This is a genomic window from Hydrogenophaga intermedia (genome assembly GCF_023715105.1).
Taxonomy (GTDB): Bacteria; Pseudomonadota; Gammaproteobacteria; order Burkholderiales; family Burkholderiaceae_C; genus Hydrogenophaga; species Hydrogenophaga intermedia_A.
This window is the reverse complement of sequence record NZ_JAMBNO010000008.1, coordinates 115,533-128,035: the sequence shown is the minus strand read 5'-3', so window position 1 is coordinate 128,035 and position 12,503 is coordinate 115,533. Positions and strand designations below refer to the sequence as shown.

The following is a 12,503-nucleotide window of genomic DNA, read 5'->3' as shown; positions in this document are numbered from 1 at the left end:
GGGCCAGCCCAGCCAGGAAAGAAGCCATGCTCAAGCAGATCCAGGGCGTTCACAGCGCCCCCCGCCCGCACTGGGTGGGTGACGGTTTCCCCGTGCATTCCATGTTCACCTATGGAGACCACGGCGCCCAGCTCAGCCCGTTCCTGATGCTCGACTACGCGGCGCCCTACCGCTTCGAGCCCGCGGCACGCCCGCGCGGCGTGGGCGTGCACCCGCACCGCGGTTTCGAGACGGTGACCATCGTGTACGAAGGCGAACTGGCGCACCGCGACTCCACCGGCGCGGGCGGCCTCATCGGGCCGGGCGACGTGCAATGGATGACGGCCGCCTCGGGCATCCTGCACGAGGAGTTCCACTCGCCCGACTTCACTCGCCAGGGGGGCACCATGCAGATGGCGCAGCTGTGGGTGAACCTGCCCGCCAGCGCCAAGATGAACCCGCCGGGCTACCAGAACATCCTGAACGCGGAGATTCCCGACGTGGCCTTGCCCGACAGCGCCGGCCGCGTGCGCGTGATCGCGGGCAACCACGCCGGCCAGGCGGGCGCGGCGCGCACCCACTCGCCCATGGACGTGTGGGACCTGCGCCTGAACGCCGGTGCAAAAACCACGCTGCCGCTGGTGAACGGCCACACCGCCGCACTGGTGGTGCTGCGCGGCACCGTGCTCGTCAATGGCGACGCCGTGGCGCGCGAGGCGCAGATGGTCACCTTCCAGCGCAGCGGCCAGGCCATCGAGATCGAGGCCAACACCGACGCGGTGCTGCTCTTCCTGGGCGGTGAACCGATCAACGAGCCCGTGGTGGGCCACGGCCCGTTCGTGATGAACACCCGCGAGGAAATCATCCAGGCGTTCCAGGATTTCCAGAGCGGACACTTCGGGCAGATGACGCAGAGCGCGTGATCACCCGGGCAGCGGCCTGGCACGGGCCGCCGCTACAGTGCGCCGCATGTGCACCCGCTACATCACCCCCGACCAGGCCGCCATCGAACGCGAATGGGAGCTCGGCCGCCACAACAGCGATGCCTGGCTGCGCCAGGTGTTCGGGCGTGAGCTGTTCCCGCGCCAGAGCGGTCCCTTCATTCGCCGCACGCGCGACGACGCGGGTTACAGCCGCGAGCTGGTGGTGGGCCGCTGGGGCCTGATCCCGCCGTTCTCGGCCACGCCGGACGTGAAGTTCGCGACCTGGAACGCGCGCTCGGAGGACATGGCGCGCAAGGCCAGCTTCAAGGAGGCGTGGGCGCGCGGGCAGCGCTGCATCGTGCCGGCCACGGTGTTCTTCGAGCCCAACTGGGAGACCGGGCGCAACGTGTGGTGGCGCTTTGCGCGGCGCGACGGTGCACCCTGGGGCGTGGCCGGCCTGTGGCACCGCTGGGTGGACAGAAAAACCGGCGAGGTGCACGAGTCATACACCATGCTCACGCTCGGCGCGAATGAACACCCGCTCATGGGCCGCATGCACAAGCCCGAGCTAGACCCCGCCACGCGCCAGCCGCTGCCGCCCGATCAGCAGGACAAGCGCAGCCTGATCGCCATCGAGCACGGTGACATCGACCAATGGCTCGCGGGCACCGTGGCGCAGGCGCAGCAACTGCTCCGGCTCACGCCGGCCGAGGCGTTCGACGCCGGGCCGGAACACAGCACGGCCCAGGACTCGCTCACTGCCCCGCGCGCAGCAGCATCGCCGGGCTCAGGCGCATCTGGCCCAGCAGATAGCGCGCCCCCAGGCCCAGGCTCAGGCCGCTCACCAACAGGGCGGTGAGCCCGCCGCTCCAGTAAAGCCCGGCCGGGCTCATGTCCAGCCGCCACTGCAACAAGGCCGTGGCCAGCGCGCTGCCGGCCAGCAGCGCAAAGCCCGCCGTCACCGCGGCCAGCAGCAGGTATTCCCACACCAGCACCTGGCGCAGCAGCGAATGGCGCGCGCCCAGCGCGTGCATCACGGTGGCGTCGTAGAGCTGGCGGCTGCGGCTGGCAGCCACCACGCTGGCCAGCACCAGCAGGCTGGCCGCCAGGCACACGCTGGCCACCACCACCAGGCCACCGCTGGCGCGGCCCATCAGCGCGCGCGTCTCGTTCAGCAGCGCCTCGGTGCGCGCGGTGGCGATGTTGGGCGCCGCCGCGGCCAGGCGGTCCTGCGCGGCCAGCGCCTCACCGGGGGGCATCCACGCCGCGCCCACGTGGCGCGTGATGAAGGGGTCGAGCACGCCGTCGCTGAAGATGGCCTCCAGCCACAGGCGCGACTGCATGCGCCGCTGGCTGTAGATCGCGCTCAGCGTGGCCTCCACCGGCTGGCCCAGCACCTCGAAGCGCAGCCGGTCACCCACGCGCAGGCCGAGCTGGTCGGCCTCGCGGTCTTCCATCGCCACCAGCGGTTCACCGCGGTGGCCTTCGGGCCACCAGGCACCGCGATCGACCACCACGTCGTCGAAGTTGCCGCTGCGGTCGCTCAGCTTGTGTTCGTCGAGCGATTCGCGCGCGCGCTCGCCGTCACCGCTCTCCCGCAGCGCCTCACCGTTGACGGCCACCAGGCGGCCCAGCACCAGCGGCGCAGTGCGCACCGCCTGCACGCCGGGGGACGCGGCCAGCGTCTCCTGCAGCAGCGGGATCTGCTCGGTCTGCACGTCGTAGAACACCAGCGCCGGCGCCTGCGTGGGCACGGTCTCGTTCACGGTGCGCAGCAGCGTGGCCACCACCAGCGTGCAGGCCACCAGCAACGTAAGTGCCGAGCCCAGCGAGAGCAGCGCCGTGCGAAGTGGCGAATGCGTTTGCTGCAAGCCGGCCAGCGCCAGTTGCATGGGCAGCGGCAAGGCGCGGTGCTGCTGCAAGCGCGCGGCAGCGCGGCGCAGGCCGCGCGTGGCAGCGTCCAGCACGAGCAGCACGAGCGCGGTGGTGGCCACGAAGGCCAGGCCAAAACGCGGGTCCGGCAGGCTCAGCACCAGCAGCGCCAGCGTGATGCCCGCGGCCGCCGCGGTGAGCCCGCGCGCCAGCCGGGGCGTGCGCAGCGCAGCGCCCTCGATGCCGCGAAACAGCACCGCGGGCGACACCGACAACGCACGCCCCAGCGCCGGCAGCGAGAACGCCAGCGCCGTGAGCAGGCCGAACATCAGCGCCAGCAGCGCGGGCTGCCACAGGCCCTGCAGCAAAAAGCTCACCGGCAGCCGATCGGCCGCGAGCTGCGCGCCCGCGAGCGCCAGCGCCACACCGAGCAGCACGCCCGCGGCGCTGGCCAGCAGCGCGAGCAACAGCACCTGCAGCAGCACGAAGGCCGCCAGCCGGCCATCGCGCAGACCCAGTGCGCGCAGCGTGGCCAACGTGGTGAGCTTGCCCTGCAGGTAGGCCTGCACGCTGTTGAACACGCCCAGCCCGCCAATGAACAGCGCCGAGAAGCCGATCAGCAGCAGGCCCGAGCCGATCTGCCCCAGCACCTCGGCCATGCGGTCGCTGCGCTCGTCGAAGCTGCGCACCTCGGCGTCGATGGCGGGAAAGGCGGCGATGAAGGCGTCGCGCCAGGCGGTGGCGGATCGCGTGTCGTCGGCGCCCCCTGCCCCACCATCCACCCGCGCGCGGTAGCGGTATTCCACCCGGCTGAGCGGCTGCACCAGGCCTGTGGCCATCAGCGCGCCCTCGGCCACCAGCACCGGCGCGGCGCCCCAGTCGGCGCGCAGGCTGCGGTCGGGCTGGCGCACGATGAGCGCGCGCACGGTGAGGTCGAGGTCGCCGATCGACACCCGGTCGCCCACCCGCAGGCCCAGGCGCGTGGCGAGCGCGCCGTCGATAGCGGCGCCCCACTGCCCGCCTTGCATCGCCAGCGCCTCGGCCAGCGTGGCCGCGGGTTGCAGCGTCACGCTGCCGTAGAGCGGGTAGGCGGCGTCGGCGCTCAGCAGTTCGATGAGTTGCGCGCGGCCGCTGTCGGTGCGCAGCATGGTGCGCAGCTCGATCACACGCGACACGGTGCCGCGCGCCTGCATCCAGGCCAGCGCGTCGGCCGGCAGCGGCGCGGGCGCTTCCACCTCCACGTCGCCGCCGAACAGCAGGCGCGCGTCGTGGCGCAAGGCATCGGCAACCTGGCGGTACAGGCCACCGCCCGCCGCCACCAGCGACACGCCCAGCACCAGGCAGGCCACGAAGATCCACAGCCGCCGGCCGCTGGCGCGCAGGTCGCGCCAGGCCAGGTCAAGCAGAAAGGGCATGCGCCGCCTCCGCGTGGCCGGGGGTCATCGTGGAAGGCGGCGTCTCATGCAACTGCCCATCGTGCAACCGCAGCACGCGGTCGCAGCGCGCGGCGAAATCGAGGTCGTGCGTCACCAGCACCAGCGTCGTGCCCAGCTCGCGGTTGAGCGCGAACAGCAGCTCGCGCACCGCCTCGGCGGTGTGGTCGTCGAGGTTGCCGGTGGGCTCGTCGGCCAGCAGCAGGCGCGGGCGGTGCACCAGCGCGCGCGCAATCGCCACGCGCTGCTGCTCCCCGCCCGAGAGCTGGCTGGGCTTGTGGTGCAGCCGCTCGCCCAGGCCCACGCGCTGCAGCATGGCGGCCGCGGCCTCGCGCGCGCCGCTGGCGCCGGCCATCTGCAGCGGCAGGGCCGCGTTGTCCAGCGCGCTCAGGCTGGGCAGCAAATGAAAACTCTGGAACACGATGCCGATGCGCTCGCGCCGCAGATCGGCCAGGCCGTCGCTGCCGAGCGCGCCCAGGTCCACGCCGTCGATGCAGATGCGCCCGGCCGCCGGCCGCTCCAGCCCGGCCAGCAGCAGCAACAGCGAGGTCTTGCCCGAGCCGGAAGGCCCCGCAATGGCCACCCGCGTGCCGGCCTCGATGCGCAAGCTCACGTCGCGCAGCACCGCAACCTGGCGCGGGCCCATGGCGTAGTGCATCGACAGGCCATCGGCCTCGATCAGGGCGTGCGGGGGTTGTGGGGGACGGGAGTGATTCTGGGGGGGCGTGGCGGAAGGCATGGGCGATGTGAGCGGGGGCGTGGGGGGCAAGTTCCGGCTGGGCGTGCGCGGGCAGAGGCGGCATCATGCACGGCAGGCCCTGCCCCTGCGCCACGCTCATGAACCCCGCCCCATCCGGCCTCGACCGCTTCGTCACCGCCCAGGCGCGCGACTACCCGCAAGCCCTGGCCGAACTGCGCGCCGGCAAGAAGCGCACGCACTGGATCTGGTACGTGCTGCCGCAACTGCGCGAACTGGGCCGCAGCCAAATGGCGCGCGAATACGGCGTCGCAGACCGGCAGGAAGCGGCCGACTACCTGGCCCACCCCGTGCTCGGCCCGCGGCTCATCGAATGCGTGCACGCCCAGCTGAGCCACCCCGACAAGACCGCGGTGGAGATGCTGGGCGAGGTGGACGCGATGAAGCTGCGATCGTGCCTGACGCTGTTTGCCGCGGTGGCACCCGGGGAGCCGTGCTTCACGAAGGCGCTCGATGTGTTCTATGGCGGCGAGCCGGATACCGAGACGCTGCGACTGCTGAAAGAAGCGAACTGGCCCGATACGGGTGCCCTTCGCGACGAGCCCTAGCGCTACGATGCGCGGCACACACGCCCCGTCACGCCTTTCAGATGTCCGTCTGCTTCAACTGCCGCAAACCGGTATCGCTCAGCGCTGAGAGCTGCCCGTACTGCGGCATCGGCTACACGCGCGGCACCTTGCGCTCGCCATTGAGTGGCATTGCCCCCAGCGAGTCGGGCTGGGGCTTCGCTTCGGGGGTTCTGAAGAATCGTCTCTACCAATGGGCGGCACTGCTGCTGCCCTTCTGGGGCCCCGTGGTCGTGGGAGCGTTGGGTGGGAATGCTCCCATCACCGGCCTGTTCTTCTCGCCCTTCCTGCTGATTCCGGGTCTGCATCTCATCGGAAATCGCCCAGCGTGGCGAGGGATGACCCGCCTGGCCGTCTGTCTCGCGTATGCGGCTGCCTGCGTGTCGCTGTGGATCGTCATCCTGATGTCGCTGCGCGTATGACACCCCTTGCACCCAGCAGCCTGAACATTCCGCTGCCGCCGAAAGCACGAACCTGGCCCAGGTTGGTTGCGGTTCTGGTGCTGCTCGCCGTGGTGGCCCTGCTCGCGTTGTCCGGGCGCATCTACCCCGTCCTCATCGACATTCTTCTGGTTGCTCCGATCTTTCTCAGTACGAGGATCAACGCATGGGCGGCAAAAGGTGGCCTGTTCGGCCTGCTGCTGGTGATCGGAGCGGTCCTTTACTTGCGCCTGGTCCGCACCTACGTCACGCCACCAATTGCGGAACTGCTGGCACGGCTCGGTGCAATGGCATGACCGGAAGTGAGACAGCATGCAGGGCGAACGCGATCTATCGACACTGCTGCAACAGATGACCCCCGAGGTGCATCCCGAGGTCTTCACCTACTGCAGCTTCCCCGACCACCAGCTATCGCCCGGCCTCACGCCCGTGGGCACCTTCCACGAAGCCGAAGGCCTCACCGCCATCGTGCCGCTGCAGCAGGCGAAGGTGCTCGGGCTCCCCCACCAGTTCGAATGCCGCATGGTCACGGTCACGGTGCATTCGGCGCTGGACGCGGTGGGCTTCCTGGCGCGGATCAGCGCGGCGCTGGCCGCTGTGGGCGTTGCCTGCAATGTCGTGTCGGCGTTTCATCACGACCAACTGTTCGTGCGGGAGGACAGACTGGACGATGCGATGCAAGCGCTGAAGCGACTGGCTCAGCAGGAATGAATGGCGGGTGTGTGGACGCCGTGCGCCTTGCGCTGGCAGGCGCCATCTGCCTGAGGCATCATGCGGCGATTCCATCGCCCAGGAGGCCTCGTGCAGATCACTGGCAAGCGATTCGACGTGGCCATCGTGGGCGGCGGCCTGGCCGGCATCGTGGCACTGGCCTATGCGCGCCGGGCCGGGCTGGACGCCGTGGTGCTGGAGCGCCAGGGTCGCGTGGGCGGGCTGTGGCGCGACCTCCCCGCCTGGCAGGACATCCAGATCAGCACCGCAGACTGGCAGTTGGGCCATCTGCCGTTGCAGGGGGCGACCCAGCCGCACATCCTGGCCAACATCGAAGCCTGGGTCGAGCACTTCGGACTGGCCGACGGCATCCAGCTGAACACACCGGTGCAGTCGGCGCGAGCGGATGCCGCCGGCTGGGAACTGACCACGCCCCAGGGCCTGGTGCAGGCGCGGCACCTGGTGGCGGCCACGGGCGCACACAACACGCCGAACATCCCTGCATGCGCGCGCACGGGCAGCACGGTGCGCGAATTCCATTCGAGCGCCCTGCGAGACCCCGGCCTGTTGAGTGGCCGCGACGTCCTGGTGGTGGGCGGCGGCGCCTCGGCCTTTGACCTGCTGGAACTGTGCATTCAGCACGGCGCGCGGCGCCTGACCTGGGCCTTTCGGGGCACGCGCTGGTTTGTGCCCACGCGCAAACCCAAGCACGTGGCCGGCAGCGTGCGCGGCTTTGCCCGCCTGCAGGCCAGCGGCATGACAGCCGAGCAGCAAAGCGCCGCCATCGGCGCCGACATGCGCGAGCGCTACCAGAAGTTCGGCATCACCGACATCATGCCCACGCAGCCCTTCGACGTGCTGCGCGACCAGCTCATTCCCGGGCGCCCCGGCATGCTGGAGCACTACGCGGACATCGAGCGCCACCACGCCAGCGTGGACAGCATCACCGGCGACACGGTGGCGCTGTCGAACGGGCAGACAGTGAAAACCGATCTGCTGCTCTGGGGCACCGGCTACGGCATCGATCTGTCGTACTTCGCGTCGCCAGCCATCGTCTCCATCCGCACGGTGGATGAACTGGCGACGCGCTGCGGCTGCATCGTTCGCAGCCTCGATGCAGCCAACCTGTATTTCCCGGGCGTCGGCCTGGACGGCATTGGCTCGTCTCCGTGGGCCTACGCGCTGGTGTGCCGCACCATCATGTCGCACATCAAGGGCACGGCGCGGCTGGACGAAGTGCCGGTGGGCCACAAGGTCAACCACTTCGACATCGTGCAACACCTCGCCCCGCGCGACCCGGCGAGCTTTCCTCCCGATCGCTGGCGGTCGCACTACCGGGACCTCGCGCTCAACACACCGGATGACATGCCGTATCCGATTCCTTGATGCGAGGTCAGTCCGACACCGCAACCTCGATCCTCCCGAACACCCCGTAGTCCGCCACCACCCGATCCCTTTCCTGCACCTGCAGTGGCACCATGCAGGTCCCGCACGACGCCCAGTCGCCGGCCTTCAGGCCGATGCCCAGCGCTGACAGCTCGTTGGCCAGCCAGGTGAGCGCCGTGCGCGGATCACCGAGCAATGCCCTGCCCTCGCCGTCGCCTGTGTAGCGCGGAAGGCCGTCGGCGCCGGTGACGGTGGCATGCACCGGGTGGGCGGCCAGGTCCATGCTGCGCCAGGCTTGTGGCGCAGCGGGGCCGAAGAGGAAGCGGCCGGCGCATGAGTCGTCGGCGATGAGTTGCGCCTTGCCGGCGCGGGTGAAGTCGGCGAAGCGCGAATCGGGCAGCTCGAAGGCGGGGTGCAGGGTGGCGACGGCGGCCAGCACCTCGGCCTGGGTGTACGGCTGCTCGCGTGGCGGCAGGTCAGCCCGCATACGAAAGGCAAACTCGGGCTCGACCACGCGCATGCGGTTGCCCTGCAGCGACAGTGTGCTGCCCATGGGGTGCACGAAGCCGCTGAGGATGCGGCCGGCAAGCGGTCCGTCCACCTGGATGTGGGCTTGCCCGGCGGCGCTGGTGGCGGCGATTTTCCAGCCGACCACGGTGTCTTGCGCCACGTCGGGCAGTGCGGCCTGGATGGCGTGGCCTTGCGCTTCGGTGTGGGGGCGCAGTGCGTCGGGCAGTGCGTCGATGACGGTGCCTTGCTGGCGCGCGGCCCACAGCAGGCGGGCAGCTTCATGGGTGATGGGGTGCATGTGGGCTCCCTCAACCCGCGGCGCGTGCCAGCGCCTGATCCACATCCCACAGGATGTCCTCGATGTGCTCCAGCCCCACCGAGATGCGGATCATGTCGGGCAGCACGCCTGCAGCAAGTTGTTGCGCTTCGTCCAGTTGGCGGTGCGTGGTGCTGGCGGGGTGGCTGATGAGGGTGCGGGTGTCGCCGATGTTGACGAGGTGGCTCATGAACTGCGCGCTTTCGATGAAGCGCACGCCCGCCTCTGCCCCACCCTCCACGCCGAACGCCAGCAGGCCGGACGCGCCGCGCATCTGGCGTTTCATGAGCTCGTGCTGCGGGTGGTCTTCCAGGCCGGGGTAGTTCACCCAGCTCACGCGCGGGTCGTCCTTCAGGTACTTCGCCAGTGCCAGCGCGTTGCTGCAGTGGCGTTCCATGCGCAGGGGCAGCGTTTCCACGCCCTGCAGGATCTGCCAAGCACTCGTGGGCGCGAGCGATGCGCCGAACACGCGCAGGCCTTCCATGCGGCAGCGCATGGTGAAGCCGAAGTTGCCGAAGGTCTCGAAGAACTTCACGCCGTGGTAGCCGGGGCTGGGTTCGGTCATGCCGGGGAACTTGCCGTTGTCCCACGGGAAGGTGCCGGCCTCCACCACCACGCCGCCCAGGGTGGTGCCGTGGCCCGCCAGGTACTTGGTGGCGCTGTGGATCACGATGTCGGCGCCGTGCTTCACCGGGTTGCACAGGTAGGGGCTGGGCACGGTGTTGTCCACGATCAGGGGCACGCCGTGGGCGTGGGCCACGTCGGCAATGGCCTGGATGTCCAGCACCACCATGCTGGGGTTGCCCAGCGTTTCGGCGTACACGGCGCGCGTGTTGGGGCGCATGGCGGCGGCAAACGCCTCGGGCCTGGTCGCGTCCATAAAGGTGGTTTCGATGCCGAACTTGCGCAGGTTCACCGCGAGCATGGTGACGCTGCCACCGTAGAGCGCACCCGCGGCCACCACGTGGTCACCGCTTTGCAGCAGCGTGGTGAGGGCCAGGGTTTCGGCGGCCATGCCGCTGGCGCAGGCCACCGCCGCGCGTGCACCTTCCAGGGCGGCCACGCGCTCCTCGAGCGCAGCCACGGTGGGGTTGGATAGGCGCGAATAGACGTTGCCGAAGGTCTGCAGGTTGAACAGGCTGGCCGCGTGGTCGGCGCTGTCGAACACGAAGCTGGTGGTCTGGTAGATGGGCAGCGCGCGCGCGCCGGTGCTGCTGTCGGGAATCTGGCCAGCGTGGATGGCCAGGGTTTCGGGGTGGAACTGGCGGTCGGGCATGGGGTGTGACGAGGGCTTCGACAAGCTCAGCCCGAACGGATGTTGGTTCAGACGATCGGGCGTTTGGCCGAGATGACCTGCGTGTTCACGCCAGCCCAGTTGAGCCCGCCGAACAGGCGCGCGTGTTCGATCTTCACGCAGCGGTCCCAGATGCTGTCCAGGCCGGCGGCGGTGGCGATGCGGTCGGCTTCCTCGCTCTTCAGGCCGAGCTGTTGCCACAGGCACTTCGCGCGGATGGCCACGGCGCTTTGCGCAATGGGCGGGATGTCCTGCTCCTTGCGGAACACGTCGACCATGTCCACCGGGAAGGGGATGTCTTCAAGCCGCGCGTAACTCTTCTCGCCCAGGATCTCGGGGTACTTGGGGTTCACGGGCACGATGCGGTAGCCATGCTCCTGCATGTACTTGGCCGCGAAGTAGCTGGGCCGGTGCCATTCGGCCGAGAGGCCGACCACGGCAACGGTGCGGCAGGCCTTGAGCACGCGCCGCAGGGTGGGGATGTCGTCTTGCATGTGAAGGTCTTGTTCAATCGGCCGTCATTCACCCACGTGCAGCACCACGTTGCCCACGGCCTGCCCGCTTTCCACGCGCTCGTGTGCGGCGGCAATCTGCTCCAGCGGCAGGCGCTGGTCGATCAGGTGTTGCAGCGCGCCGCGTTCAAGCAGGCGCGTGAGGGTGCTGGTGGCGCGCGCGCGGTCCGCCGCCGTCAGGTGATAGACCATGAAGAACTTGAGCTGCAGGTTCTTCACGATCAGTGGGTAGAACGGCACCGCCATGGGCGACGCACCGCTGCCGTACGCCACGCATTCGCCGTTGGGCTTGAGCATGTCCAGGTTGGCGGCGGCGTTAGCGGCCATGTCGAGTTCGATGATGCGGTCCACGCCCTGCCCTTGCGTGAGCTCGGCCATTCGCTGCACCAGGGGCTCGGTCTTGTAGTTCACCACATCGTCGGCGCCGGCCTCGCGCGCGATGGCGGCTTTCTGCGGCGTGCTCACGGTGCTGATGACACGCGCCGCGCCGAGTTGGCTGGCCATCTGCACCGCGTAGTGGCCGACGGCACCCGCGCCACCGGCCACCAGCACGGTCTTGCCGGCCACGCCGCCGTCCATCAACACCGCGTGCAGCGCGGTGAGCGCGGGGATGCCCAGGCAGGCGCCGGCTTCGCCGCTCACGTTGTCGGGCAGACGCACGGCCTGTTGCTGCGGCAGGCACAGCGCCTCGCAGGCGGTGCCGTGCGCGCGGCCCCAGGCGGCGTTCCACACCCACACGCGTTCGCCGATGCGCGATCGGTCAACGCCCTCGCCCACGGCGTCGATCACGCCGCTACCGTCGCTGTGCGGCACGATGCGCGGGAATGGCAAGGTCTTGCTGCGCAGGCCGGCGCGTGTTTTCACGTCGGACGGGTTCACGCCCGACCATTGCACGCGCACGCGCACCTCGCCGGGGGCGGGTTGCGGCTCGGGAATGTTGGCGATACGCAGGACCTCTTTCGCCGGGCCCACGGCTTCGTAGAAAGCGGCTTTCATGCGCGCGGTCACCAGTTCGGCTTGCGTTTGTCGATGAAGGCCTGCACGCCTTCCAGCGCACTGGCGTCCATCATGTTGCAGGCCATGGTGCGGGCCGCGTCTTCGTAGGCGTCGGCGATGCCGGTTTCCAGTTGCCGGTAGAACAGGCCCTTGCCGGCGGCAATGGCCACGCGCGGTTTGGCGAGGATGCTGTCCACAAGCTTCGCCACCTCGGCCTGCAGTTCGCCGGCGTCCACCACGCGGTTGATGAGGCCCTTGTCCTTCGCTTCGTCGGCGCTGATGAAGCCGCCGGTGACGAGCATCTCGAAAGCGGCCTTGCGGCCGAGGTTGCGGCTGAGCGCCACGCTGGGCGTGCTGCAGAACAGGCCCAGGTTCACGCCGCTCACGGCGAACTTCGCCTCGCGCACGGCCACGGCCAGGTCGCACATGGCCACGAGCTGGCAGCCCGCCGCCGTGGCAATGCCCTGCACCTGCGCAATCACCGGCACCGGCAGTTGCTGCAGGGCCAGCATGAAGCGGCTGCACTGCGCGAACAGGCGCTGGTAGTAGTCGAGCGAGGGCTCGGCGCGCATCTCCTTCAAGTCGTGCCCGGCGCAGAAGGCCTTGCCTTCCGCGGCGATCACCACCACGCGTGCGCTGTCGTCGGCGGCCACGCGCTCCATGGCGGCCTGCAGCGCGGCCAGCATGCTTTCGCTCAAGGCGTTGAAGGCCTGCGCGCGGTTGAGCGTGAGGGTGATGACGCCGCGGGCGTCGCGCTCGTAGCGCAGCGGTTCGCTGGCGATGTCGGGGTTCAGTCGGTCGTTCATGG

General features: G+C 69.7%; 14 protein-coding genes. 7 read left to right on the top strand and 7 right to left on the bottom strand.

Annotation, left to right across the window (positions count from 1 at the left end; translation table 11 throughout):
* The first annotated feature begins 26 nt into the window (after positions 1-26).
* Both M3149_RS09365 and M3149_RS09360 read left to right on the top strand, forming a co-directional pair.
* On the top strand, positions 27-902 hold the full coding sequence (locus M3149_RS09365) for a pirin family protein (RefSeq protein WP_251709037.1): 876 nt from the start codon (positions 27-29) through the stop codon (positions 900-902).
* A 46-nt stretch (positions 903-948) separates the two neighbouring features.
* Complete coding sequence (locus tag M3149_RS09360) at positions 949-1,761, top strand: SOS response-associated peptidase (RefSeq protein ID WP_353056809.1); 813 nt, start codon at positions 949-951, stop codon at positions 1,759-1,761.
* Here M3149_RS09360 and M3149_RS09355 read toward each other — a convergent pair.
* Together M3149_RS09355 and M3149_RS09350 are read right to left on the bottom strand one after the other, a co-directional pair.
* A complete protein-coding gene (locus M3149_RS09355) occupies positions 1,658-4,189 on the bottom strand; it encodes an ABC transporter permease (protein ID WP_251709036.1) in 2,532 nt (843 codons plus the stop codon). The genes M3149_RS09360 and M3149_RS09355 overlap by 104 nt on opposite strands.
* Positions 4,173-4,946, bottom strand: coding sequence for an ABC transporter ATP-binding protein (locus M3149_RS09350; protein WP_251709035.1), 774 nt, complete (start codon positions 4,944-4,946; stop codon positions 4,173-4,175). Before M3149_RS09350 ends, M3149_RS09355 begins: the two co-directional genes overlap by 17 nt.
* Before the next feature lie 98 nt (positions 4,947-5,044).
* Here M3149_RS09350 and M3149_RS09345 point away from each other — a divergent pair, with 98 nt between their 5' ends.
* From M3149_RS09345 to M3149_RS09325, 5 genes are all read left to right on the top strand, one after another.
* Positions 5,045-5,512, top strand: a complete 468-nt coding sequence (locus tag M3149_RS09345) for a DUF1810 domain-containing protein (protein WP_251709034.1) — start codon at positions 5,045-5,047, stop codon at positions 5,510-5,512.
* 41 nt (positions 5,513-5,553) lie between these two features.
* Complete coding sequence (locus M3149_RS09340) at positions 5,554-5,952, top strand: hypothetical protein (protein WP_251709033.1); 399 nt, start codon at positions 5,554-5,556, stop codon at positions 5,950-5,952.
* The gene (locus M3149_RS09335; protein WP_251709032.1) at positions 5,949-6,266 is read left to right on the top strand and encodes a hypothetical protein; all 318 of its coding nucleotides are present in this window, start codon (positions 5,949-5,951) and stop codon (positions 6,264-6,266) included. The genes M3149_RS09340 and M3149_RS09335 overlap by 4 nt, the downstream gene beginning before the upstream one ends.
* 16 nt (positions 6,267-6,282) lie before the next feature.
* Positions 6,283-6,681: an ACT domain-containing protein gene (locus M3149_RS09330; protein WP_251709031.1), complete on the top strand. Its 399-nt coding sequence runs from the start codon at positions 6,283-6,285 to the stop codon at positions 6,679-6,681.
* Between the two features lie 90 nt (positions 6,682-6,771).
* Positions 6,772-8,067 (top strand): flavin-containing monooxygenase, encoded by a 1,296-nt coding sequence (locus M3149_RS09325; protein ID WP_251709030.1) that lies wholly within the window; start codon positions 6,772-6,774, stop codon positions 8,065-8,067.
* A 7-nt stretch (positions 8,068-8,074) separates the two neighbouring features.
* Here the strand turns inward: M3149_RS09325 and M3149_RS09320 are convergent, their stop codons facing one another.
* The 5 genes from M3149_RS09320 to M3149_RS09300 are packed head-to-tail and all read right to left on the bottom strand — an operon-like array spanning position 8,075 to position 12,501.
* Positions 8,075-8,875 carry a 2-keto-4-pentenoate hydratase gene (locus M3149_RS09320; protein ID WP_251709029.1) on the bottom strand — a complete coding sequence of 267 codons (801 nt, stop codon included), beginning with the start codon at positions 8,873-8,875 and terminating at the stop codon, positions 8,075-8,077.
* Positions 8,876-8,885: 10 nt separating this feature from the next.
* Positions 8,886-10,169, bottom strand: a complete 1,284-nt coding sequence (locus M3149_RS09315) for an O-acetylhomoserine aminocarboxypropyltransferase/cysteine synthase family protein (RefSeq protein ID WP_251709028.1) — start codon at positions 10,167-10,169, stop codon at positions 8,886-8,888.
* A 47-nt stretch (positions 10,170-10,216) separates the two neighbouring features.
* Positions 10,217-10,681 carry a CoA-binding protein gene (locus M3149_RS09310; RefSeq protein ID WP_251709027.1) on the bottom strand — a complete coding sequence of 155 codons (465 nt, stop codon included), beginning with the start codon at positions 10,679-10,681 and terminating at the stop codon, positions 10,217-10,219.
* Positions 10,682-10,705: 24 nt separating this feature from the next.
* A complete protein-coding gene (locus tag M3149_RS09305) occupies positions 10,706-11,695 on the bottom strand; it encodes an NADPH:quinone reductase (protein WP_251709026.1) in 990 nt (329 codons plus the stop codon).
* An 8-nt stretch (positions 11,696-11,703) separates the two neighbouring features.
* Entirely contained in the window at positions 11,704-12,501 is a 798-nt protein-coding gene (locus M3149_RS09300) for an enoyl-CoA hydratase (protein WP_251709025.1), read from the bottom strand.
* Between the last annotated feature and the right edge of the window lie 2 nt (positions 12,502-12,503).

Coding starts and splice junctions, on each gene's coding strand:
- M3149_RS09365 (WP_251709037.1), top strand. CDS start 27: ATGCTCAAGCAGATCCAGGGCGTTCACAGCGCCCCCCGCCCGCACTGG.
- M3149_RS09360 (WP_353056809.1), top strand. CDS start 949: ATGTGCACCCGCTACATCACCCCCGACCAGGCCGCCATCGAACGCGAA.
- M3149_RS09355 (WP_251709036.1), bottom strand. CDS start 4,189: ATGCCCTTTCTGCTTGACCTGGCCTGGCGCGACCTGCGCGCCAGCGGC.
- M3149_RS09350 (WP_251709035.1), bottom strand. CDS start 4,946: ATGCCTTCCGCCACGCCCCCCCAGAATCACTCCCGTCCCCCACAACCC.
- M3149_RS09345 (WP_251709034.1), top strand. CDS start 5,045: ATGAACCCCGCCCCATCCGGCCTCGACCGCTTCGTCACCGCCCAGGCG.
- M3149_RS09340 (WP_251709033.1), top strand. CDS start 5,554: ATGTCCGTCTGCTTCAACTGCCGCAAACCGGTATCGCTCAGCGCTGAG.
- M3149_RS09335 (WP_251709032.1), top strand. CDS start 5,949: ATGACACCCCTTGCACCCAGCAGCCTGAACATTCCGCTGCCGCCGAAA.
- M3149_RS09330 (WP_251709031.1), top strand. CDS start 6,283: ATGCAGGGCGAACGCGATCTATCGACACTGCTGCAACAGATGACCCCC.
- M3149_RS09320 (WP_251709029.1), bottom strand. CDS start 8,875: ATGCACCCCATCACCCATGAAGCTGCCCGCCTGCTGTGGGCCGCGCGC.
- M3149_RS09315 (WP_251709028.1), bottom strand. CDS start 10,169: ATGCCCGACCGCCAGTTCCACCCCGAAACCCTGGCCATCCACGCTGGC.
- M3149_RS09310 (WP_251709027.1), bottom strand. CDS start 10,681: ATGCAAGACGACATCCCCACCCTGCGGCGCGTGCTCAAGGCCTGCCGC.
- M3149_RS09305 (WP_251709026.1), bottom strand. CDS start 11,695: ATGAAAGCCGCTTTCTACGAAGCCGTGGGCCCGGCGAAAGAGGTCCTG.
- M3149_RS09300 (WP_251709025.1), bottom strand. CDS start 12,501: ATGAACGACCGACTGAACCCCGACATCGCCAGCGAACCGCTGCGCTAC.